The sequence below is a fragment of the Pseudomonas fluorescens genome, assembly GCF_902497995.1.
Taxonomy (GTDB): Bacteria; Pseudomonadota; Gammaproteobacteria; order Pseudomonadales; family Pseudomonadaceae; genus Aquipseudomonas; species Aquipseudomonas fluorescens_BK.
On record NZ_CABVII010000003.1, the window covers coordinates 216,259 to 237,514 of the forward strand.

The 21,256-nt window shown below is 60.9% G+C and carries 17 protein-coding genes; 7 read left to right on the forward strand and 10 right to left on the reverse strand.

Going from position 1 to position 21,256, the window contains the following annotated elements; genetic code table 11:
* Positions 1–11: 11 nt before the first annotated feature.
* The 3 genes from sdhA to sdhC are packed head-to-tail and all read right to left on the reverse strand — an operon-like array spanning position 12 to position 2,524.
* On the reverse strand, positions 12–1,784 hold the full coding sequence (gene sdhA, locus F8N80_RS04895; RefSeq protein WP_150746776.1) for a succinate dehydrogenase flavoprotein subunit: 1,773 nt from the start codon (positions 1,782–1,784) through the stop codon (positions 12–14).
* Between the two features lie 3 nt (positions 1,785–1,787).
* Positions 1,788–2,156, reverse strand: coding sequence for a succinate dehydrogenase, hydrophobic membrane anchor protein (gene sdhD / locus F8N80_RS04900; protein WP_150746775.1), 369 nt, complete (start codon positions 2,154–2,156; stop codon positions 1,788–1,790).
* Positions 2,150–2,524, reverse strand: coding sequence for a succinate dehydrogenase, cytochrome b556 subunit (sdhC, locus tag F8N80_RS04905; RefSeq protein WP_016773673.1), 375 nt, complete (start codon positions 2,522–2,524; stop codon positions 2,150–2,152). Before sdhC ends, sdhD begins: the two co-directional genes overlap by 7 nt.
* Before the next feature lie 363 nt (positions 2,525–2,887).
* Between sdhC and gltA the strand changes: the two genes are divergently transcribed.
* Positions 2,888–4,177, forward strand: coding sequence for a citrate synthase (gltA, locus tag F8N80_RS04910; RefSeq protein WP_150746774.1), 1,290 nt, complete (start codon positions 2,888–2,890; stop codon positions 4,175–4,177).
* A gap of 1,075 nt (positions 4,178–5,252) precedes the next feature.
* Here gltA and F8N80_RS04920 read toward each other — a convergent pair.
* The 3 genes from F8N80_RS04920 to F8N80_RS04930 form a co-directional block, all read right to left on the reverse strand.
* Positions 5,253–6,911, reverse strand: a complete 1,659-nt coding sequence (locus F8N80_RS04920; RefSeq protein WP_150783336.1) for a cation acetate symporter — start codon at positions 6,909–6,911, stop codon at positions 5,253–5,255.
* A complete protein-coding gene (locus tag F8N80_RS04925) occupies positions 6,908–7,219 on the reverse strand; it encodes a DUF485 domain-containing protein (protein ID WP_150746772.1) in 312 nt (103 codons plus the stop codon). Before F8N80_RS04925 ends, F8N80_RS04920 begins: the two co-directional genes overlap by 4 nt.
* A 293-nt stretch (positions 7,220–7,512) precedes the next feature.
* On the reverse strand, positions 7,513–8,364 hold the full coding sequence (locus F8N80_RS04930; protein ID WP_150746771.1) for a glycine betaine ABC transporter substrate-binding protein: 852 nt from the start codon (positions 8,362–8,364) through the stop codon (positions 7,513–7,515).
* Positions 8,365–8,664: 300 nt separating this feature from the next.
* On the opposite strand from F8N80_RS04930, the gene F8N80_RS04940 reads away from it, so the two are divergent.
* Together F8N80_RS04940 and F8N80_RS04945 are read left to right on the forward strand one after the other, a co-directional pair.
* Positions 8,665–10,260 (forward strand): glycoside hydrolase family 17 protein, encoded by a 1,596-nt coding sequence (locus F8N80_RS04940; protein WP_150746769.1) that lies wholly within the window; start codon positions 8,665–8,667, stop codon positions 10,258–10,260.
* A gap of 128 nt (positions 10,261–10,388) precedes the next feature.
* A complete protein-coding gene (locus tag F8N80_RS04945) occupies positions 10,389–11,702 on the forward strand; it encodes a protein kinase (protein ID WP_150746768.1) in 1,314 nt (437 codons plus the stop codon).
* Positions 11,703–11,838: 136 nt separating this feature from the next.
* Here F8N80_RS04945 and F8N80_RS04950 read toward each other — a convergent pair whose 3' ends face one another.
* The gene (locus F8N80_RS04950; RefSeq protein ID WP_150746767.1) at positions 11,839–12,543 is read right to left on the reverse strand and encodes a YebC/PmpR family DNA-binding transcriptional regulator; all 705 of its coding nucleotides are present in this window, start codon (positions 12,541–12,543) and stop codon (positions 11,839–11,841) included.
* Between the two features lie 229 nt (positions 12,544–12,772).
* Between F8N80_RS04950 and F8N80_RS04955 the strand changes: the two genes are divergently transcribed.
* Positions 12,773–14,188, forward strand: coding sequence for a type VI secretion system Vgr family protein (locus F8N80_RS04955; protein ID WP_150746766.1), 1,416 nt, complete (start codon positions 12,773–12,775; stop codon positions 14,186–14,188).
* 5 nt (positions 14,189–14,193) lie between these two features.
* On the opposite strand, the gene F8N80_RS04960 is transcribed toward F8N80_RS04955, so the two are convergent.
* The gene (locus F8N80_RS04960) at positions 14,194–15,585 is read right to left on the reverse strand and encodes an FAD-dependent oxidoreductase (protein ID WP_150783337.1); all 1,392 of its coding nucleotides are present in this window, start codon (positions 15,583–15,585) and stop codon (positions 14,194–14,196) included.
* Positions 15,586–15,595: 10 nt separating this feature from the next.
* Complete coding sequence (locus F8N80_RS04965) at positions 15,596–16,921, reverse strand: MFS transporter (RefSeq protein WP_150783338.1); 1,326 nt, start codon at positions 16,919–16,921, stop codon at positions 15,596–15,598.
* 267 nt (positions 16,922–17,188) lie between these two features.
* Between F8N80_RS04965 and F8N80_RS04970 the strand changes: the two genes are divergently transcribed.
* Positions 17,189–18,061, forward strand: a complete 873-nt coding sequence (locus tag F8N80_RS04970; protein ID WP_150746763.1) for a LysR family transcriptional regulator — start codon at positions 17,189–17,191, stop codon at positions 18,059–18,061.
* A gap of 119 nt (positions 18,062–18,180) precedes the next feature.
* Here the strand turns inward: F8N80_RS04970 and F8N80_RS04975 are convergent, their stop codons facing one another.
* The gene (locus tag F8N80_RS04975; protein WP_150746762.1) at positions 18,181–19,044 is read right to left on the reverse strand and encodes a LysR substrate-binding domain-containing protein; all 864 of its coding nucleotides are present in this window, start codon (positions 19,042–19,044) and stop codon (positions 18,181–18,183) included.
* 109 nt (positions 19,045–19,153) lie between these two features.
* Between F8N80_RS04975 and F8N80_RS04980 the strand changes: the two genes are divergently transcribed.
* Together F8N80_RS04980 and phnX are read left to right on the forward strand one after the other, a co-directional pair.
* Complete coding sequence (locus tag F8N80_RS04980) at positions 19,154–20,263, forward strand: 2-aminoethylphosphonate--pyruvate transaminase (RefSeq protein WP_150783339.1); 1,110 nt, start codon at positions 19,154–19,156, stop codon at positions 20,261–20,263.
* Positions 20,264–20,389: 126 nt separating this feature from the next.
* The gene (gene phnX, locus F8N80_RS04985) at positions 20,390–21,217 is read left to right on the forward strand and encodes a phosphonoacetaldehyde hydrolase (RefSeq protein ID WP_150746760.1); all 828 of its coding nucleotides are present in this window, start codon (positions 20,390–20,392) and stop codon (positions 21,215–21,217) included.
* Positions 21,218–21,256: the final 39 nt, after the last annotated feature.

Genomic DNA, 21,256 nt, shown 5'->3' on the forward strand with positions numbered 1-21,256 from the left:
GGCGGCCACCCTTAATAAGTCCGAATCTTAGGTTCAAAAGTCGGAACAGTCTTCGGCGAGAAGTTCACGGCACGCTTGGTTACGCGCTTGTCACCCGGGAAGTACAGTGTGTGGCACAGCCAGTTTTCATCGTCGCGGTCTTCGAAGTCTTCACGGGCGTGAGCGCCGCGGGACTCTTTGCGGATCTCTGCAGCGATGGCAGTGGCTTCGGCCACTTCCAGCAGGTTCTGCAGTTCCAGCGCTTCGATACGTGCAGTATTGAACGCCTGCGACTTATCGGTGATCTTGACGTTGGCGATACGCACGCGCAGGTCAGCCAGCTGGGCAATACCCTTCTGCATGTATTCGCCGGTACGGAATACACCGAAGTAGTTCTGCATGCAGCTTTGCAGCTCGCGACGCAGGGTTGCCACGTCTTCGCCATCGGTACGCTCGTTCAGGGCGGACAGACGCGCCAGGGCCGTTTCAATGTTGGCGTCGGTGGCGTCGTCGTATTCGATACCGTCGGTCAGCGCTTTTTCCAGGTGCAGACCGGCAGCACGACCGAACACAACCAGGTCGAGCAACGAGTTGCCGCCCAGACGGTTGGCACCGTGAACCGATACGCAAGCCACTTCGCCCACTGCGAACAGGCCAGGAATGATGGTGTCGACGCCTTCGGCATCCTGGGTGATTGCCTGACCATGAATGTTGGTCGGAACGCCGCCCATCATATAGTGGCAAGTCGGAACGACCGGAACCGGAGCAACAACCGGATCAACATGAGCAAACGTCTTGGACAGTTCGCAGATGCCTGGCAGACGGCTGTGCAGCACTTCCTCGCCCAGGTGGTCGAGCTTGAGCAATACGTGGTCGCCATTCGGACCGCAACCGTTGCCGGCGATGATCTCTTTAACCATCGAACGGGCAACGACGTCACGACCGGCAAGGTCTTTGGCGTTCGGAGCATAACGCTCCATGAAACGCTCGCCGTGCTTGTTGATGAGGTAACCACCTTCACCACGGCAACCTTCAGTCACCAGTACACCGGCGCCGGCGATGCCGGTCGGGTGGAACTGCCACATTTCGATGTCTTGCACCGGCACGCCAGCACGCAGAGCCATGCCGACGCCGTCACCGGTGTTGATCAAGGCGTTGGTGGTGGAAGAGTAGATACGACCGGCACCGCCAGTAGCCAGAACGGTGGCCTTGGCGCGGATGTAGCTGGTTTCACCGGTTTCGATGCAGATGGCGATCACGCCGACGAATGCGCCGTCCTGGTTTTTCACCAGATCGACAGCGTAGTACTCGTTCAGGAACACGGTGCCGGCTTTCAGGTTGCCCTGATAAAGGGTATGCAACAGCGCGTGACCGGTACGGTCAGAAGCGGCGCAAGTACGGGCAGCCTGCCCGCCTTTACCGTAATCCTTGGACTGACCGCCGAATGGACGCTGGTAGATACGACCTTGTTCGGTACGGGAGAACGGCATACCCATGTGGTCCAGCTCGTACACCGCAGCCGGGCCTTCCTGACACATGTATTCGATAGCGTCCTGGTCACCGATGTAGTCGGAACCCTTGACGGTATCGTACATGTGCCAGCGCCAGTCGTCGTTCGGATCAGCCGAAGCGATGGCGCAGGTAATGCCACCCTGAGCGGAAACAGTGTGCGAACGGGTCGGGAACACCTTGGTGATCACGGCAGTCTTGTGACCGCCTTGCGCCAGTTGCAGCGCTGCGCGCATGCCGGCACCGCCACCACCAATAATGATGGCGTCGAAAGAAATCGTTGGAATGTTAGCCATGAATCAGATACCCCAGAGAATCTGCACACCCCAGACGAAGTAAGCGAACATCGCAACGCCGCATACTGCCTGGAAAAGGAAACGTACCGCAGTCGCGGACTTGCCCAGCGCCATCGGCGTCAGGTAGTCGGTCGCGATGGTCCACATGCCGACCCAGGCGTGAGCGCCGAGGGCAACGAGGGACAGCAGACTGAAGATACGCATCCAGTTATTGGCGAACAGTTCATGCCATTGGGCGTACTCGAGGCCCGGATGGGCGACGACGTATCCGATCAGGAAAATGAAGTAAGCCGCGAGAACGACCGCAGACACACGTTGCGCCATCCAGTCATAGAGGCCCGAACGCGACAGGTTCGTGACGTTAGTTACCATATCCAAACTCCTGCCAGAACGATTACCACCACGGAAACGGCAATAACGATTTTCGAGCCCAGCTTGCCGCCTTCCAGCGTCTCACCGATGCCCATGTCCATGATCAAATGGCGCACACCGGCTACCAGGTGATACAGCAAGGCGGACAGGATGCCCCAAATCACTAGCTTGGCTAGCGGACTGGTCAGACACGCTTTCACCTGACCGAAGCCTTCCTCGGAGCTCAGCGACTTATCCAATGCATAAAGCATGATGGCAAGGCACACGAAGAGGATGACACCGGAAATACGGTGAAGAATGGACGTGTAAGCAGTGACTGGGAGTTTGATGGTCCTTAGGTCTAGGTTTACAGGTCGTTGGCTTTTCACGGCTTTTTTTTCACACTGAAGAGCCCCTAACAATCAGGGCAAAGTTGTTGGGGAGTGCACTGGTCAGGTAACCACCACCCAGGGAGGCGACCCCCAATAACGCAAGCCCAAAAGCCCTTGGCGGTCGGTGGCCGAGTATAGACAGTTAGGCTACTAATGACAACGCGTACACCCTCCCCTAATAGCGCATTGCACAAGTGGGATAAAAGGCGTAAACGGCAGTCAATTTCGAGGAAAAAGTCCGGTTAAAGCGTTCTGGCGCAAGACTTTAGGCAAATTGACATTCGAATTTATCTCACTATAGTGGTGCGGGCCCTGCGTGGGGGGTCTGTCTGATGATTTCAAGCATAAATAGGAGGCCACATGGCTGACAAAAAAGCGCAGTTGATCATCGAGGGCGCAGCCCCCGTCGAGCTGCCCATTTTAACCGGCACCGTTGGTCCCGATGTTATCGATGTTCGGGCCCTGACGGCCACGGGCCGTTTCACCTTTGACCCTGGTTTCATGTCGACCGCATCCTGCGAGTCGAAGATCACCTATATCGACGGCGACAACGGCATTCTGTTGCACCGCGGCTACCCGATCGAACAGCTGGCTGAAAAGTCGGATTACCTGGAAACCTGCTATCTGCTGCTCAACGGCGAGTTGCCGACTGCAGAACAGAAGGCCCAGTTCGTCAGCACCGTGAAGAACCACACCATGGTTCACGAGCAGCTGAAGACGTTCTTCAACGGCTTCCGTCGCGACGCCCACCCGATGGCCGTCATGTGCGGTGTAGTCGGCGCCCTCTCGGCGTTCTACCACGACTCCCTGGACATCAAAAACCCGCAGCATCGCGAAATCTCCGCGGTCCGCCTGGTTGCCAAGATGCCGACCCTGGCTGCGATGGTTTACAAGTACTCCATGGGCCAACCCATGATGTACCCGCGCAACGACCTGACGTACGCGGAAAACTTCCTGCACATGATGTTCAACACCCCGTGCGAGATCAAACCGATCAGCCCGGTACTCGCCAAGGCAATGGACAAGATCTTCATCCTCCATGCCGACCACGAGCAGAACGCTTCGACCTCCACCGTACGCCTGGCCGGTTCGTCGGGTGCCAACCCGTTCGCCTGTATCGCCGCCGGTATCGCTGCACTGTGGGGCCCTGCCCACGGCGGCGCGAACGAAGCCGTTCTGTCCATGCTTGACGAAATTGGCGATGTCTCGAACATCGACCAGTACATCGCCAAGGCCAAGGACAAGAACGATCCGTTCAAGCTGATGGGCTTCGGTCACCGGGTTTACAAAAACCGCGACCCACGCGCCACCGTGATGAAGCAGACCTGCGACGAAGTGCTGAAGGAGCTGGGCATCACCAACGATCCGCAACTCGAACTGGCCATGCGCCTGGAAGAGATCGCCCTGACCGACCCGTACTTCATCGAACGCTCGCTGTACCCGAACGTCGACTTCTACTCGGGGATCATCCTCAAGGCGATCGGCATTCCAACCAGCATGTTCACCGTGATCTTCGCCCTGGCGCGGACCGTCGGCTGGATCTCCCACTGGAAAGAAATGCTCTCCAGTCCGTACAAGATCGGCCGTCCGCGGCAGTTGTACACCGGCTACGAGTCGCGTGACATTCCCGATCTGGAAGACCGTAAATAAGACCTGTCTTGCGATAAAGTCTTGAGTTGTACCGGAAACGGCCTCTATTTTTATAGGGGCCGTTTTTGTTTGTGGCTCTTTTTTAATGCGCGGCGGCCTGTGGGCCGACCGGGCGCTTTGGTCGTGTACATATCCGTTTCTGCGGTAACGGCCGCTGACGGTTCCGCTCTTACAGCGGGTCACTTGGAAAAGCGCCAAGTAACCAAGCGCTCTTGCCCCTGTCGTTCGGTGCCTCGCCTAGGCTCGGCATGCCCTCGTTCCGGTCCTGCTCCGTGGGCCCGCCGCGATCGGCCATCCATGGCCGTGCGCGGCTAACCCGGCATCCATGCCGGGTTGCCCACTACGCAGAACCTCCACTCGGCCTCTCGAGGGGGCGGTGCGTCAAGATCAAAAGCTGCAGGCGAGCTAACGCTCGGCCTGTTGAGTGGTGAAAAGCAAAGGGGTACGCCGATCCATTGTGGGAGCGGGCTTGCTCGCGAAGCTGTTGATTTTGCCGTTGCCGTTGCCGTTGCCGTTGCTGTGGCTTTGCTGTGGCTGTGGCTGTGGCTGTGGCTGTGGCTTTTGATCTTGATCTTTATCCACCCGCCCCGTCGGGAGGCTGAGTGGAGGTGTTCATCCGGGGAGTGGCGCGCAGCGCCGTTCGACGCAGTCGAACACGCTGCATGTAGGTCGTCGCGAAGCCAACCTGCGGGCAGTGTCCCCGGATGAATACCGGAGCGAAGGAACGCCGAGCCTTAGCGAGGGGCCGGACGCTTGGGGCGAGCCTTTTTTTGCTTACTTTTTTTTGGCGTTTGAAAAAAAAGTGAGTCGCCGTAAGGGCGAAACCCTAAGTGGCCGTTGCCGCAGGAATGGATATGTACACCTGAAAGAAAAGGGTCGCCTGCCAGGCCGCCTTCGCGAGCAAGCCCGCTCCCACAATGGATCAGGTAAACCCGCAAAATGTTGGTCGGCGCCAGGCCATTATCGCGGGCAAGTCATGACCCCATAGCGGACGATAACCGCCCATAAAAAAATGCCCCGATCTCTCGACCAGGGCATTTCGTCCAGCTCCGCTTATATATAGAAACCCGAAGCCTTAGTGAGCAACCGCCCCACTCGCCCCCAACCCCGTCTGCGAACGAACAAACTGCGGGAAGAACAGCGCCCGCTCCTTGACCCCGGCCGTAGACTTGTCCGTGATCGAGAAGAACCAGATCCCGATAAATGCAATGGCCATGGAGAACAGCGCCGGGTACTCATACGGGAAGATCGCCTTCTCGTGATGCAGAATCTGCACCCAAATGGTCGGCCCAAGCACCATCAAGCCAACAGCACTCACCAGACCCAACCAGCCACCGATCATCGCACCACGTGTGGTCAGCTTCTTCCAGTACATGGAAAGCAACAGCACCGGGAAGTTACAGCTCGCCGCGATCGAGAACGCCAGGCCCACCATGAATGCGATGTTCTGGCTTTCGAACAGGATACCCAGACCGATCGCCAGCACACCCAGGCAGATGGTGGTGATTTTCGAGACGCGGATCTCATCCTTGTCGTTGGCTTTGCCCTTCTTGATCACACTGGCGTAAAGGTCGTGGGACACCGCCGTGGCACCGGCCAGCGTCAGGCCGGCAACGACTGCCAGAATGGTCGCGAACGCTACCGCCGAGATAAAGCCCAGGAAAATACTGCCACCCACCGCATTGGCCAGGTGTACCGCCGCCATGTTGTTGCCGCCCAACAGCGCGCCAGCCGCATCTTTAAAGGCCGGGTTGGTGCTGACCAGCAGGATGGCGCCAAAGCCGATGATGAAGGTAAGAATGTAGAAATAACCAATGAACCCGGTTGCATACAGCACACTCTTGCGAGCTTCTTTCGCGTCACTCACGGTGAAGAAGCGCATCAGGATATGCGGCAGGCCAGCGGTACCGAACATCAGTGCCAGGCCAAGGGAGAACGCGGAGATCGGGTCTTTCACCAGACCGCCCGGGCTCATGATTGCCTCACCTTTAGGGTGAACCTTGATCGCCTCGGAGAACAGCGCGCTGAAGTCGAAGTTGACGTGCTTCATTACCATCAGCGCCATGAACGAGGCACCGGACAGCAATAGCACGGCCTTGATGATCTGCACCCAAGTGGTCGCCAGCATGCCGCCGAACAACACATACATGCACATCAGGATACCGACCAGGATCACCGCGACGTAATAGTCGAGACCGAACAGCAGCTGAATCAGCTTGCCGGCACCGACCATCTGCGCGATCAGGTAGAACGCTACCACCACCAGCGAACCGCAAGCGGACAACGTGCGGATCTGGGTTTGCCCGAGGCGATAGGAGGCCACGTCGGCAAAGGTGTATTTACCCAGGTTACGCAGGCGTTCGGCGATCAGGAACAGAATGATCGGCCAGCCCACCAGGAAGCCGATCGAGTAGATCAGGCCGTCGTAGCCGGAGGTGAACACCAGGGCGGAAATACCCAGGAAGGACGCCGCGGACATGTAGTCACCGGCAATCGCCAGGCCGTTCTGGAAGCCGGTGATCTTGCCGCCCGCCGCATAGTAGTCGGCCGCCGAATTGTTGCGCTTGGAGGCCCAGTAGGTAATGCACAGGGTCAAGCCGACGAACGCCACGAACATCAGGATCGCGGACACGTTGAGCGGTTGTTTGTGCACTTCGCCGGTCAGTGCTTCAGCCGCCCAGGCGCCAGGTGCAAAGGCTGCGATGCTCAATAGAGCCATTAGACGCCGGATCATCGCTGAGCCTCCTTGAGAATCGCATTGTTCAGGTCGTCGAATTCGCCATTGGCGCGTCGTACGTAGATAGCCGTCAGGATAAAGGCCGAGAGAATCAGCCCGACACCAATGGGTATGCCCCAGGTAATCGACGATTCAGGACTGATTTTCGCGCCCAGGATATGTGGCCCGTAAGCAATCAATAGGATGAATCCGGAGTAAAGCCCAAGCATGATCGCCGAAAGAATCCAGGCGAACCTTTCTCGCTTGCTAACCAGCTCCTTGAAGCGCGGGCTGTTTTGAATCGAGAGGTAAATGCTGTCGTTCATTGTTTTTATCCTCGCAGCACAGATGAAGTTGCAACGTCATCCACTCTATGCGGCTGCGGAACAGGTTCCAGACGACCTTAGTATTAGAACGACATGACGGAATCGCCATTTTCCAGCATGCATTTAACAATGTGGGAGCGGGCTTGCTCGCGAAGGCGTTGTGTCAGTCGATATCTATGTTGACTGACACAACGCCTTCGCGAGCAAGCCCGCTCCCACATGGAAAAGCAAAGGCCGCTCGGCATAAATGCCGAACGGCCCTGGGAGGTGCCGACCAGACGGGTCAGCTCAAATCATTTGGTCCAGTCCGCAACGCGTTCCGGGTGCTTGGCCACCCAGTCCTTCGCGGCAACTTCAGGCTTGGCACCTTCCTGAATCGCCAGCATCACTTCGCCGATTTCGTCTTTCGATGCCCACTGGAAGTTCTTCAGGAACTTGGCCACTTCCGGTGCCTTGGCTTCCAGGCCCTTGCTGCCGATGCTGTTCACGGTCTCAGCCGCGCCATAAACGCCTTTCGGGTCGTCCAGGAAGCGCAGTTTCCACTTGGCGAACATCCAGTGCGGCACCCAACCCGTGACGGCAATGGATTCCTGTTTCTTCTCGGCACGGGTCAGTTCGGCAATCATGCCGGCGCCGGAACTGGCCTTGAGCTGATACCCGGTCAGATCGTAGTCCTTGATCGCTTGCTCGGTCTTGAGCATCACGCCCGAACCGGCGTCGATGCCAACAATGCGTTTTTTGAAGCTGTCGTCGGTTTTCAGATCTTCAAGCGACTTGGCTTTGACATACTCCGGCACGATCAAGCCGATCCTGGCGTCCTTGAAGTTCGGGCCGTAGTCGACCACCTGATCCTTGTTTTTGGTCCAGTAATCGCCGTGAGTCACCGGCAGCCAGGCTGAGAGCATGGCGTCGAGTTTGCCTGTGGCGACACCCTGCCACATGATCCCGGTGGCGACCGCTTGCAACTTCACGTCGTAATCGAGTTTCTGCTTGATCACTTCGGCTGCCACATGGGTGGTCGCAACGCTATCGGACCAGCCGTCGACGTAACCGATGGTCACGGCTCCCTTCGCAGCCAACGCCTGGGTGGAGCCGATCGCAAGCGCCAGAGCGGCACTTGCGCCTAAAAGTCGTCGCATCTTCATCGTTACTTCCCCGAAAGTGCTGCGCTCGACGGATGCCGAGTCGCGTCAACGTATTGTTATGGTGCGCAGCGCCCCATCACGCCCCACCGCAAACTCGTTCGAACATCAGCGCGATTTTTCCATGAGAGCACTGACGCCTCGATAATCAACCTGACGACAACAGCGACCTGCTCTGCCAGCGACCTCAAGGCATCGAGAAACGACATCAGAAAGCCATTAATCCAGACCACCGAAAGTCCGCCGGCCAATCCGCCCGAACTTTGCATGTCAAAATCATGCAAGCCACCAGGCACGCGGCAAATGCAGGTAATATGCGCGGCTTTGCTCCCAGACGGCCTGACCATGCCCGCGACATCGCGCTTTCCTTTTTTTGCTTATCTGTTTGCCTGCCTGCTGGGGCTTTTTGCCCTGGGTGGCTTCTGGTACGGCCTCGGCAAACCCGTGATTCTGCCGGACGTGGCCAGCGCGACGCACAAGCTGCAATGTGCCTCCTACACCCCGTTCGACAAGGACCAGTCGCCGTTCGATGTGCCATTCAAGTTACGCCCCGAGCGCATGGACGCCGATCTCGCGCTGCTGGCCAAAAGCTTCGAATGCATTCGCACCTATTCCATGACCGGTCTTGAAGCCCTACCCGATCTGGCGCGCAAGCACGGTCTGAAGTTGATGATCGGTGCCTGGGTCAACAGCAACCCGGTGGACACCGAGAAAGAGGTCGACCTGCTGATCGCCTCGGCCAACGCCAACGCGGACGTGGTGACGTCGGTGATCGTCGGCAACGAAGCCTTGTTGCGCAAGGAAATCACCGGAGCGCAACTGGCCAGGCTGATTAATAAAGTCAAAAGCCAGGTCAAACAGCCTGTCACTTATGCCGACGTCTGGGAGTTCTGGCTCAAGCACCCGGAAGTCGCGCCGGCAGTGGATTTCCTGACCATCCATTTGCTGCCGTACTGGGAAGATGATCCGTCGAACATCGACGCTGCCCTGCAGCATGTGGCCGAAGTGCGTCAGGTATTCGGCAACAGGTTCGCACCCAAGGACGTGATGATTGGCGAAACCGGCTGGCCGAGCGAAGGCCGTCAGCGCGAAACCGCCCTGCCAAGCCGGGCCAATGAAGCCAGGTTCATTCGCGGTTTTGTCATCATGGCCGAGCAGCAAGGCTGGCATTACAACCTGATCGAAGCCTTCGACCAACCGTGGAAACGCGCGAGCGAAGGTGCGGTCGGCGGGTACTGGGGGCTGTTCGATGCCGATCGCCAGGACAAGGGCGTGCTGGCAGGTCCGGTGTCGAACGTACCGTACTGGTCACAGTGGCTGGCGGTCGGCGGCTTGATCTTCCTCGGCACGCTGATCCTCGGCGGTCGTGTACGCAGCACGCGCGCGGCGCTGGTTCTGCCACTGCTCGGTGCACTGGCCGCCTGCTCGATCGGCGCCTGGGGTGACCTGGCCCGTGTCACTACCCGTTTTGCCAGTGAGTGGTTGTGGGTCGGGTTGCTGACGGCACTGAACCTGCTGGTGCTGGCCCATGCGGCACTGACCTTGAGCGCACGTACCGGTTGGCGTGGGCGGGCATTCCATGTTCTGGAACGTCGGGCTGGCTGGTGGCTGGCAGCAGCAGGGTTCGCCGCGGCGGTGACGATGCTGGAACTGGTGTTCGATCCGCGCTATCGCAGCTTCCCGAGTGTGGCTTTTATCCTGCCAGCACTGGTTTACCTGTGCCGCCCGGTGAGCGTGCCGCGTCGGGAGATTGCCCTGCTGACCTTCATCATCGGCGCCGGGATTGCACCGCAGTTGTATCAGGAGGGGCTGCAGAACCAGCAGGCCTGGGGTTGGGCGCTGGTGAGTGTGTTGATGGTTGGAGCGTTGTGGCGCAGTTTGCGGGTTCGCAAAGGTTGATCTTCAGCGAGGCCGCTGGCCTCTTCGCGAGCAAGCCCGCTCCCACAATGGCGTCACATTTTTGCAGCTATCATGGCGCCCATTCCCAGGGCGCCGAGCCCTCCCCTCGATCAATAGCGAATCTGCACATGGACACCCTTGCCCAACTGCGCGCCGGCCAACTGTCGGGCGTCACCCGCCTCGATCTCGCCTGCGGCCTGACGGAGTTTCCCCGGGAAATCTTCGACCTGGCGGACTCCCTGGAGGTGCTCAACCTCAGCGGCAACGCCTTGACCCATTTGCCGGACGACTTGCACCGGCTCAGCCGTTTGCGGGTGCTGTTCTGCTCGGACAATCTGTTCACCGAACTCCCCGCCTGCCTCGGCCAATGCGCCGCGCTGACCATGGTCGGCTTCAAGGCCAATCACATCGAAACAGTGCCAGGTGCCGCCCTGCCACCGTTATTGCGTTGGCTGATCCTGACCGACAACCACATCAGCGAGCTGCCGACCGAGTTGGGTGAACGCCCGCACCTGCAAAAACTGATGCTGGCCGGCAACCGCTTGCAGCGTTTGCCCGACAGCCTGGGTCATTGTCATCGACTCGAGCTGATCCGCATCGCCGCCAACCGGCTGACCGAACTTCCCGAGTGGTTGCTGACCCTGCCGAGCCTGGCCTGGCTGGCCTACGCCGGTAACCCGCTGGAAACCGAAGCCGATGCGGGCGCCCTTGAAGCGACCGCGAGCATCCCCTGGTCGCAACTGCGCCCGGAGCTGCAACTGGGCGAAGGTGCTTCGGGGGTGATTCACCGGGCCGCATGGGAACAGCCGGGGCAACCGGCCACCCAGGTCGCGGTCAAACTCTACAAGGGCGAAATGACCAGCGATGGCTCGCCGTTGCATGAGATGAACGCGTGCATCACCGCAGGCCTGCACCCCCACCTGATCCGGATCGAAGGGCGGATCGTCGGGCATCCGCAAGCGCAGGCCGGGCTGGTGATGGAGCTGATCGATCCGGCTTACCGCAACCTGGCCGGGCTGCCGAGCCTGGCGTCCTGCAGCCGGGACGTCTACGCCAACGAGACCCGGTTCAGCGCTGGCGTGGCCTTGCGGATCGCCAGCGGTATCGCGCGAGCGGCCGAACATCTGCACCGCCAGGGCATCACCCACGGCGACCTCTATGGCCACAATATTCTGTGGAACGAGCAAGGTGATTGCCTGCTGGGGGACTTTGGTGCAGCGTCCTTTCATGCCACCGCGGACACCTTTGAAAGCCGCGCATTGCAACGGATCGAGGTGCGAGCGTTCGGGGTTCTGCTGGGGGAGCTGCTGGAGCGGGTTGATGCGGGGTTGAGCGATGAGGGGCGTGGGCGGTTGGAGGATTTGCAGCGGCGTTGCTGTCAGCCGCAGGTGCTGGCGCGGCCGGGGTTCGACGAGATTGTGCGGGAGTTGAAGAGTGGGTGACCGCTGCGCGGTCGTTCGCGAGCAAGCCCGCTCCCACATTAGTCCGCGTTCGTCCTGCCGACTCGGTCAACTGTGGGAGCGAGCTTGCTCGCGAAGAGGGCCTGCCAGACAACATCGCTATCAATGAAAGTACAGATCAACCCGCCAACCCGACAAACATGTCCTGCACATCATCATGGTTATCCAGGCCTTCGAGGAACGCCTCGACTTCAGCCATCTGCTCGTCGCTCAGGCCGCTGACCGGGTTCTTCGGCTGGTAGCCCAGCTTGGCCGACAACACCGTGAAGCCTTGTTCCGGCAGTGCTTTCTGTACCGCATCGAGGTCCGCAGGCTCGGTCAGGAACAGGGTCGCGCCGTCTTCACCCGGCTCGAAATCCTGGGCGCCGGCTTCGATGGCTGCCATTTCCGGATCGGCGTCCGGGGTGTCCGGGGATGCCTCGATCATGCCGACATGGTTGAAATCCCAGGCCACCGAACCGGAAGCGCCGAGCTGGCCCTTGCGGAACGCGACGCGGATTTCAGCGACGGTGCGGTTGATGTTGTCGGTCACGCATTCAACGATCAGCGGCACCTGATGCGGTGCGAAGCCTTCGTAGGTCACGCGATGGTATTGCACGGTCTCGCCCAGCTGGCCCGAGCCTTTCTTGATCGCACGTTCCAGGGTTTCCCGGGGCATCGAAGCCTTTTTCGCCTGCTCGACCACCAGCCGCAGGTGCGCGTTGGTCGCTACATCGGCACCGTTACGCGCGGCAATGGTGATTTCTTTCACCAGTTTGCCGAAGATCTTGCCCTTGGCGTTAGATGCCGCTTCTTTGTGTTTAACCTTCCACTGTGCGCCCATTACTCACTCTCTTATCTGTGGCGCCGAAACATCTATTGGCCGACGCTTTGCGCAAGTTTATACGGCCTAAAGTTGGCAATCGACCAAAAAATCCACCCGCTCGATCGGGTCATGAATCGACATCTTCACCGCTGGTTGTAGGGCGTTTCTGAATCGTCGATTTGCGGTGACTATAAGGGCCATGGTTTCGTACCCTCTTTGCCTGTATTCCATGGCAGAAGCGCATTCGATGCTCAACGACAAGGAAAGCCCCTTCACCCTGACACTGCTCGAGGACGATTTGAGTTTTCAGGTGGTGCAGTTCAGCGGGCATGAAGCCCTCAACCAGCCCTATCGATTCGAGGTCGAGGTGATCGGCCTGCCGCCGGCCATGCCCTTCGACCAGTTGTTGCAACAGCCGTCGTTCCTCAGCCTGGGGCATGGCCAGGGTTTTCACGGCATCCTCCACAGCGCCAGTCACGAATACCGCGGTGCGCAACGGGTCGGTTACAAAATGGTGATGGTGCCCTACCTGCAGGCACTGGACCGCAACAGCCGCCGCCGGGTCTTCCATGACCTCAGCGTGCCGATGATCCTGCGCCAGCTACTGGAGGACCATGACCTGCCCGCTGGCAGCTATCGTTTTGAACTGGCGAACGGGCACTATCCGCTGCGACCGTTTTGCATCCAGTACGAGGAGAGCGACCTGGCGTTGCTGCAGCGCCTGTGCGAGGAAGAAGGCATTCACTATCACTTCGACCATCACCGCGACGGGCATGTGCTGGTGTTGGCCGACGACAGCCTGAGTTTCCCCCAGGAGCCGCTGCTGACGCCTTTCCAGGCTGACGCCCCGCTGGACAATACGCGGCCGGCGATCAGTGAGTTGTTTCAGCGCCATGACGCCCTGCCCTCGCACCCGCGAAGGGATGCCAGCAACCGTGGCGCGCAGAATGCCGGCGATGGCGCGGCCAACCATGCCTTAGGCAAGACTGCGCCGGGAATGGCCAGGCCCGATCCCGGCCAGGAGCAACGCAGCCGCCGACAGTTGCAGCGCCTGCGCTGCCTGCAGCAGCAGGTCCATGGCCAAAGCAACCACGGTGCCATGCGCAGCGCGCGGATCGTCCAGGTGACCGCGCATCCGCTCTCCTGTTTCAACGATCAATGGCTGCTCACCGAGACCCGCCACCAGGGGCGACAGCCTTCGACTCCGGCCCGGGACAGCAGTGCCCTGATGTATCGCAATCGGTTCAGCGCCATTCCCTGGTCAACGGAATTCCGCCCGGCGCTCAAGCAGGCCAGGCCGAGCATTCCGGGCTATCAGCCAGCCCGGGTGCTTGGCCAGCTCGGGCAACCGCCCGAGCTGGACGATCGCGGCCGAATGCAGGTCAGGCTGTGGCCAACGACGCACGCCGATCCGGATGAGTCCGGCGGCCTCTGGCTGCCGCTCGCCGTTACAACGCCGGAGGGCTGGATCGATCCCGGCAGACTGCCAAAGGCTGGCAGCGAGGTGTTGATCAGCTTTCTCGACAGCGATCCGGACCGTCCGGTGCTGTGTGTCGGCCTGGGGCAGATTCACACGCCTGAACCTGCCCGCCCCCGTGAACCTCGCAGCGACACTCGCTTGCTGCTGGACTGGCTGCTGAATCGCTCGGACCTCACGCCCTGACGCTCTCAGCCCTTGTCGGCCTTGCCCGCCGCTGCGGCGAACTTCGCCAGGCGCACGTCCAGATGCCGTGGCCGCCGCCCGTGATCCTCGGCGCGCTCCTTGCGCCGGATCGCGTTGCGCACCAGCAGTGAGCCTAAGTAACGGATCGGCTCCGGCGGAAAAAAGCCCAAAGGACCGTTGACCAGCGGCGAACGGGTCCAGGCATTGTCCAGGCCCTGGACCATCGAGGCGAGAATCTGCCCGCCCATATGACAGGGGCCGACCCCGCTGCCGGAATAACCGAAACCGTAGAACAGGTTGCCGCTGGCGCTCATCTGGCCGAAGAACGGCAAGCCTGTCACCGAGCGATCCGAGGGACCGTTCCAGGTCGCCTCGACGTTCACCTTGGCAAACGCCGGAAAGAACTCGCTCAGGCTGTGCCTCAACAGACCGGCATAGGGCGATGGCTGATCGAACACCGGCAACATCCGTCCGCCATAGGCAAAAGTATTGCCGCCCTTGCCGAGCATGATCCGGCCGTCCGGCGTGTTGTGGTAGTAGTGCACGAAAATCCGCGAATCGAGCACCGTGACCCCGCTGGTCAAACCGATCTCGTCGAGCAGGTCCGGCCGTGGCTCGGTAATCGCCATGTCGCTGGAAACAATCGCCACACTGCGCTCGAATTGCGGGAATGCCCGGGCCATCCAGGCGTTCATCGCCAGCACCACCCGGTCGGCGCGGATGCTGCCGTTGGCGGTTTGAATCGTCGCCGGGCGGCCCTCCTGCAGCCCGGTCATGGCGGTGTGCTCGTGAATTCTCACCCCCAGTTGCAAGGCGACCCGACGCAAGCCGCGCACCAGTTTGCCCGGCTGCACGCTGGCCGCAGCCGGAGAAAACCAGCCCTCCAGGTGTTTGCCGGAACCGGCCATGCGTTGCACATCCGCCACCGGTCGCTGGGTGAACGAGTTGATGCCGTTGCGCTCCAGTGCCGCGATCACCGCGTCGGTCGAACCGCATTGGGCACGGTTGGTGGCGGTGTAGAGCGTGCCATCGAGGCGGTAGTCGGCATCCACGCCGTACTGGTCGCAGAACGTGCCGATGGCGTAGATGCTGCGCTCGGACTCCTTGACCAGGCGCACCGCTTCTTCGACACCGAACAACCGTTGCAGGGTGAAATATTTCGCCGACCACGACAGCGCACAGCCACCATTGCGACCACTGGCGCCCGCCCCACAAATGTCCGCCTCGATCAGCAACACGTCGAGTTCGGGGTTCTGTTCCTTGAGCATGATTGCGGTCCACAATCCGGTGTAGCCACCGCCGACAATGCAGACATCGGTGCGGGTGGCACCCGCCAAGGGTTCGCACGGCGCGCAGGACTCGGCCGCCAGCGCCTGTTCCAGCCAGAAAGGTCTCATGGGTCAATCCTTAAGTACGCAGGGGTTTTACGCTCATCGGCCGATTCGGCACGGATACGCTTTCGGCAAGCAGGGCAGCCGGGCGGCTGTTCCAGTGCGGGATCAACACCAGCGCGGAGAACATCGCGCAGCCGGCGAAGACGATGAATACGGTCACGGAATCGAAGTAGCCCGGCAGCAATCCACCGAGAATCGCCCCGACCGAGCCGCAACCGTTGACGAATCCGGCGGCCGTCGCGCCCGCCTTGGCGGTGCCGAAATCGATGGCGGCCGCGCCGCTGATCATGGAGTCCGGTCCGTACAGGGTCAGGCCCATGACAAACAGCAGGGCAACCACCAGCATCACGCTGCCGGTGTGCAGTGCGCCCATGAACAGCGCCAGGGACACGGTCAGCACCAGCAGACTGATCACGCAGGCCGGCATGCGCCGGGCGCCGAACAGTTTGTCGGAGGCCAGACCGAGCAGGATCGGCCCGAGCAACCCGGCCAGTTCGAACGCGGTAGGAATGATCGCCGCGCCGACTTTGCCCACCGAGGGCATCTGCTCGAAGACGATCACCGGTCCCCAGAGCAGGATCGCGTAGCGCGCCGGTTTCAGCAGAAAGTACGCCAGCCCCAACACCAGCACCGTGCGGTTGCGCAGGATTTCCCGCAGCGGTTCCAGGACGCTGATCTTGCTTTGCGCGTAAGCCTCGTCGGCAGTCAATTCGGGCTCTGGTTCCACCGCCGGCAGACCGACGTCCTCGGGTTTGTTGCGCTGGAAAATGAAGAACAGCAACGCCACCAGGCCGACCACCGCCGCGCTGGAAATGAACGCCGCGTGCCAGGTACCGATCAGGGTGTAGGCCCACCAGCCGGCGAACGGCGAGGCCACCAGACCGCCGAAGGCGTAGCAGGAACTCCATAGCCCCAGCACCCGCCCGCGCTGTTCGGCGGGGAAAAAGCTGCCGATGTTCTTGCACAATCCCGACCATCCCGTGGACTGCGCCAGGCCCTGGATCAACATGCAGGTGGCGAAGATCGGCAAGGTGGCGAAGCTGCCCATCACCAGCGCCGCGGCGGCGGAAATCACCAAGCCACCCAGCACCACGACCCTTGGGCCGAAGCGGTCGGCGAGGATGCCCCAGGTGAATTGCCCGATGGCATAAGCAGCCAGGTAGATGGCGTCGAGGTTGGCCATGGCCATTTTGTCGAGGGTGAAGCTGGGGTCTTCGGCGATCCCCAGTTTGGCCACGGAAAAGGCTTTGCGGGTGAAATAGAAGGCAGCGTAAGCGAGCCAGGTGATCGCGAAGATCTGCACGCGCCAACGTTTGATGGTGCCGATAGGGTTGTTCATTGTGGTTCTGACCTCAGGGTGTGAGTGTGCCGGCAGAATTGGAAGAAAACGCCTGTTTTTTTATTGTTTTGCACTGCGATATCGCTGCTTCCCTGAGGCGATACCGGTCAGATGAGTCCTGCTATTGCACGCGCAGGCTCATGGCCACGGCTGCTGGTCGACTGAGCAGTCAGCGGGGCTGAGGTCGATAAAAACAATTACTGATTAATAAGTGAAATCGATTTATCGTATTTCAAATATAAGCTCAGCTTGTTACTGGAGGTTTCGATGTCGGTTTCCCACGCCCAGCTCAAAGCCTTCCACGCCGTGGCCGTCCACGGAAGCTTCACCCGAGCCGCCGAGCGGCTGTTTCTCACGCAGCCGGCGATTTCCGACCAAGTGCGCAAACTCGAAGAGCGCTTTGGCGTGTTGTTGTTCCACCGCAACAAGCGCTCGGTACGCCTGACCGACCTGGGCGAGCGCCTGTTGAGCGTCACTCAGCGCCTGTTCGTCATCGAGGCCGAGGCCCAGGAGTTGCTGCAGGCCTCCCAGGCGCTGCAGACCGGCAGCCTGATTCTGGCGGTGGACGCGCCGGTGCATGTGCTGCCACAGATCGCCCGCTTCTGCGAGCGCTACCCCGGCATCAGCGTGAAAATCGAAACCGGCAATACCGATGAATCGCTGTTTCGCCTGTTCAACTATCAGGCTGACCTGGCGTTGCTGGGACGTGATGTCAGCGACGAACGGCTGATCTCGTTGCCGCTGCGCAATGACCCGATGGTGGCGTTTGTTTCACGCCATCATCCGTGGGCTGACCGCGAGTCCATCTGCCTGGCGGACCTGGACGACACGCCGCTGGTGCTGCGGGAAACCGGCTCGGTGACGCGCCAGACCCTGGAAGAGGAAATGGCCCGGGCCGGGTTTCGCATTCGGCCGGCGATTGAGGTCGAGGGTCGGGAAGCGGCGCGTGAGGCGGTGGTGGTGGGGATTGGGGTGGGCGTGGTGTCGGCGGCCGAGTTCGGCGCGGATTCGCGGGTGTGTGCGTTGCCGATTACCGATTGCACACGGCGATTGACCGAGACATTGGTGTGCTTGCGCGAGCAGAGTTCGCGGCGGGTGGTGGCGACGTTTCTGGAGATGGTGCGCGAGAGTCTGGTGTAGGCAGGTCCGGCCTCTTCGCGGGCAAGCCTCGCTCCTACGGGGTTTGCGTCGGGCACATGATCTGCGGCCACCCTGGGTCCTGTAGGAGCGAGGCTTGCCCGCGAAGGCCACGCCGCGGTCTATTTGACAGGCGCCAACCCGAAAAACGCCTGGATCAGGCGCAAATCCCGCCGCCGCTCCATGCACCCCATCATGTGCCGATTCACCAGCCCCTCGCCGATGATTGGCACCGCCACCACCCGCGGGTCGTGACTGACTTCCACCGACGACACCACGCCGACCCCCAGTTCCGCGGCAACGGCCTCGGTCACCGCCTCGCGACTGTCCAGCTCCAGCAATACCCGTGGATTGACCTTTGCCTGGGCGCAAGCCTCATCAAAGGTGCGCCGGGTAATCGAACTCGGCTCGCGCAACACCATGATCACCTGGTCCAGCGCCTTGAGCTGTATGCCCTTGGACATCTGCGCCCAAGGGTGACCGTCGGGCACCAGCGCGCAGATCCGTGATTCGCTCAAGGCCTGCAGATGCAAGCCCTTGCGCGGGTCGACCTCGGTCAGCACCGCCACATCGGCATGTTCCGACAGCAATGCCGCCAGGGTTTCCTGGGCATTGCCCAGCCGCAGGTTCACGGTGACCCCCGGATAACGCGCTCGCAGGCTGGCCAGCATCGGCATGACCATGTGCGGCCCATCCGCCGCCACTTCCAGGCGCCCGGTGAGCAGCTGCCGGTTGGCTTCGAGCATCACCTGCGCTTCTTCCGCGAGGCCGAACATGGCCCGGGTGATCGCGGCCAGTTTGGTGCCCTCCTCCGTCAACTCCACTCGTCGGGCGGTGCGGCGCAACAAGGTGATCTGGTAGTGCTCCTCCAGTGCCTTGATGTGCCCGGTGACCGCCGGTTGGCTGATGAACAGCCGCGCGGCGGCCCGGGTGAAACTGCCCTCGCGGGCGACGGCATCGAACGCGCGGAGCTGGAACAGGTTCATGAATAACCCTCACTGATGGCTGGCATAACAACAAACAATTTGATTGATAGCTCGGCAAATTGCAATTTAGACCCCGTAGCTTGACCCCATCGATTGCGAGGACACGAGAATGAGTACCGCCGAACCCATCCTGCTCACCCCCGGCCCGTTGACGACTTCGGCCCGCACCCGTCAGGCGATGATGGTCGACTGGGGTTCATGGGATGACCGTTTCAATCAGCTGACCGCCAGCCTCTGCGAACAACTGCTGGCGATCCTCAACGGCGGCGCCAGCCACCACTGCGTGCCCCTGCAAGGCAGCGGCACCTTCGCGGTCGAAGCGGCGATCGGCACGCTGGTGCCCCGGAACGGCAAAGTCCTGGTGCTGATCAACGGCGCCTACGGCAAACGCCTGGCGAAAATCTGCGAAGTACTCGGCCGCACCTTCAGCACCTTTGAAACCGCCGAAGACGAACCGACCACCGCCGCCGACGTCGACCGCCTGCTGCGCGCCGACCCCGACATCACGCACGTGGCACTGATTCACTGCGAAACCAGCACCGGCATCCTCAACCCGCTGCCGGACATTGCCCAGGTCATCGCGCAACACGGCAAACGCCTGATCATCGACGCCATGAGCTCCTTTGGCGCGCTGCCGATCGACGCGCAACAGGTGCCGTTCGACGCGCTGATCGCCGCCTCGGGCAAATGCCTGGAAGGCGTACCGGGCATGGGCTTCGTCTTCGCTCGCAAGGAAGCCCTGGCCAATGCCGCCGGCAATTCGAACTCACTGGCGATGGACTTGTTCGACCAGCACAGCTACATGGCCAAGACCGGCCAGTGGCGCTTCACCCCGCCAACCCATGTGGTCGCCGCGCTGCACGAAGCCCTGCTGCAATACAACGAAGAAGGGGGGTTGCCCGCCCGACATCAGCGCTACGCCAACAATTGCAAAGTGCTGCTCGATGACATGGCCGAACTGGGGCTGCGCAGCTTCCTGCCCGCAGCGATCCAGGCGCCGATCATCGTCACCTTCCACGCGCCGAAAGACCCGCGCTATCAGTTCAAGGAGTTCTATGAGCGGGTCAAGGCCAAGGGTTTCATCCTCTACCCCGGCAAATTGACCCAGGTCGAAACCTTCCGCGTCGGCTGCATCGGCCACGTCAACCAGGCCGAGATGCACGCGGCCGTGGCGGCGGTGGCCGAGGTGCTGCGCGAGATGGAAGTACTGGAAATCTAACCCAACAGACACCGCCGTCCCTGTAGGAGCGAGGCTTGCCCGCGAACACAGGCGACGCGGTCTATCAGTCAATCCCCGTCATCGTTCTTCGCGGGCAAGCCTCGCTCCTACAAAGGCAATCATCACATGAACTATACAAACCCAACCAAACTCCAGGCCGCCATTCTCGACTGGGCCGGCACCGTGGTCGACTTCGGCTCCTTCGCCCCCACCCAGATTTTCGTCGAGGCCTTCGCCGAGTTCGACGTCCAGGTCTCCATCGAAGAAGCCCGCGGGCCTATGGGCATGGGCAAATGGGACCACATCCGGACCTTGTGCGATCAGCCGCAAGTGGCCGAACGTTATCGCACCGTGTTCGGCCGCACGCCGACCGATGATGACGTCACCGCTATCTACCAACGTTTCATGCCCTTGCAGATCGAGAAAATCGCCGAGCACTCGGCGCTGATTCCCGGCGCTCTGGACACCATCGCCAACCTGCGCCAGCAAGGCATCAAGATCGGCTCTTGCTCCGGCTACCCGAAGCAGGTCATGGACAAGGTGGTCGAACTGGCCGCCACCAACGGTTACGTCGCCGATCACGTGGTCGCCACCGACGAAGTCCCCAACGGCCGCCCATGGCCAGCCCAGGCCCTGGCCAATGTGATCGCCCTCGGCATCGATGACGTCGCGGCCTGCGTGAAGATCGACGACACCGTGCCGGGCATTCTTGAAGGCCGTCGCGCCGGCATGTGGACCGTGGCGCTGATTTGCTCGGGCAACGCGCTGGGCCTGGACTACGAAGGCTATCGCGCCCTCGGCAGCGATAAACTGGACAGCGAGCGCAAGCGCATCCACGGGATGTTCGAAGGTTCGCGCCCGCACTACATGATCGACACCATCACCGACTTGCCGGAAGTGATCGCCGACATCAACCAGCGTCTGGCCAAGGGTGAAATGCCGCAAACCAGCTGATTCACCGCCTGCCCCCTGTAGGAGCGAGGCTTGCCCGCG

Bases quoted from the DNA above. Each gene is read 5' to 3' on its own strand.
- F8N80_RS04950 (WP_150746767.1), bottom strand. From the start codon at position 12,543: ATGGGCGCACAGTGGAAGGTTAAACACAAAGAAGCGGCATCTAACGCC.
- F8N80_RS04970 (WP_150746763.1), top strand. From the start codon at position 17,189: ATGTCGGTTTCCCACGCCCAGCTCAAAGCCTTCCACGCCGTGGCCGTC.
- phnX (WP_150746760.1), top strand. From the start codon at position 20,390: ATGAACTATACAAACCCAACCAAACTCCAGGCCGCCATTCTCGACTGG.
- F8N80_RS04980 (WP_150783339.1), top strand. From the start codon at position 19,154: ATGAGTACCGCCGAACCCATCCTGCTCACCCCCGGCCCGTTGACGACT.
- F8N80_RS04945 (WP_150746768.1), top strand. From the start codon at position 10,389: ATGGACACCCTTGCCCAACTGCGCGCCGGCCAACTGTCGGGCGTCACC.
- F8N80_RS04975 (WP_150746762.1), bottom strand. From the start codon at position 19,044: ATGAACCTGTTCCAGCTCCGCGCGTTCGATGCCGTCGCCCGCGAGGGC.
- F8N80_RS04925 (WP_150746772.1), bottom strand. From the start codon at position 7,219: ATGAACGACAGCATTTACCTCTCGATTCAAAACAGCCCGCGCTTCAAG.
- F8N80_RS04955 (WP_150746766.1), top strand. From the start codon at position 12,773: ATGCTCAACGACAAGGAAAGCCCCTTCACCCTGACACTGCTCGAGGAC.
- gltA (WP_150746774.1), top strand. From the start codon at position 2,888: ATGGCTGACAAAAAAGCGCAGTTGATCATCGAGGGCGCAGCCCCCGTC.
- sdhA (WP_150746776.1), bottom strand. From the start codon at position 1,784: ATGGCTAACATTCCAACGATTTCTTTCGACGCCATCATTATTGGTGGT.
- F8N80_RS04940 (WP_150746769.1), top strand. From the start codon at position 8,665: ATGCAGGTAATATGCGCGGCTTTGCTCCCAGACGGCCTGACCATGCCC.
- F8N80_RS04930 (WP_150746771.1), bottom strand. From the start codon at position 8,364: ATGAAGATGCGACGACTTTTAGGCGCAAGTGCCGCTCTGGCGCTTGCG.
- F8N80_RS04920 (WP_150783336.1), bottom strand. From the start codon at position 6,911: ATGATCCGGCGTCTAATGGCTCTATTGAGCATCGCAGCCTTTGCACCT.
- sdhD (WP_150746775.1), bottom strand. From the start codon at position 2,156: ATGGTAACTAACGTCACGAACCTGTCGCGTTCGGGCCTCTATGACTGG.
- F8N80_RS04960 (WP_150783337.1), bottom strand. From the start codon at position 15,585: ATGAGACCTTTCTGGCTGGAACAGGCGCTGGCGGCCGAGTCCTGCGCG.
- F8N80_RS04965 (WP_150783338.1), bottom strand. From the start codon at position 16,921: ATGAACAACCCTATCGGCACCATCAAACGTTGGCGCGTGCAGATCTTC.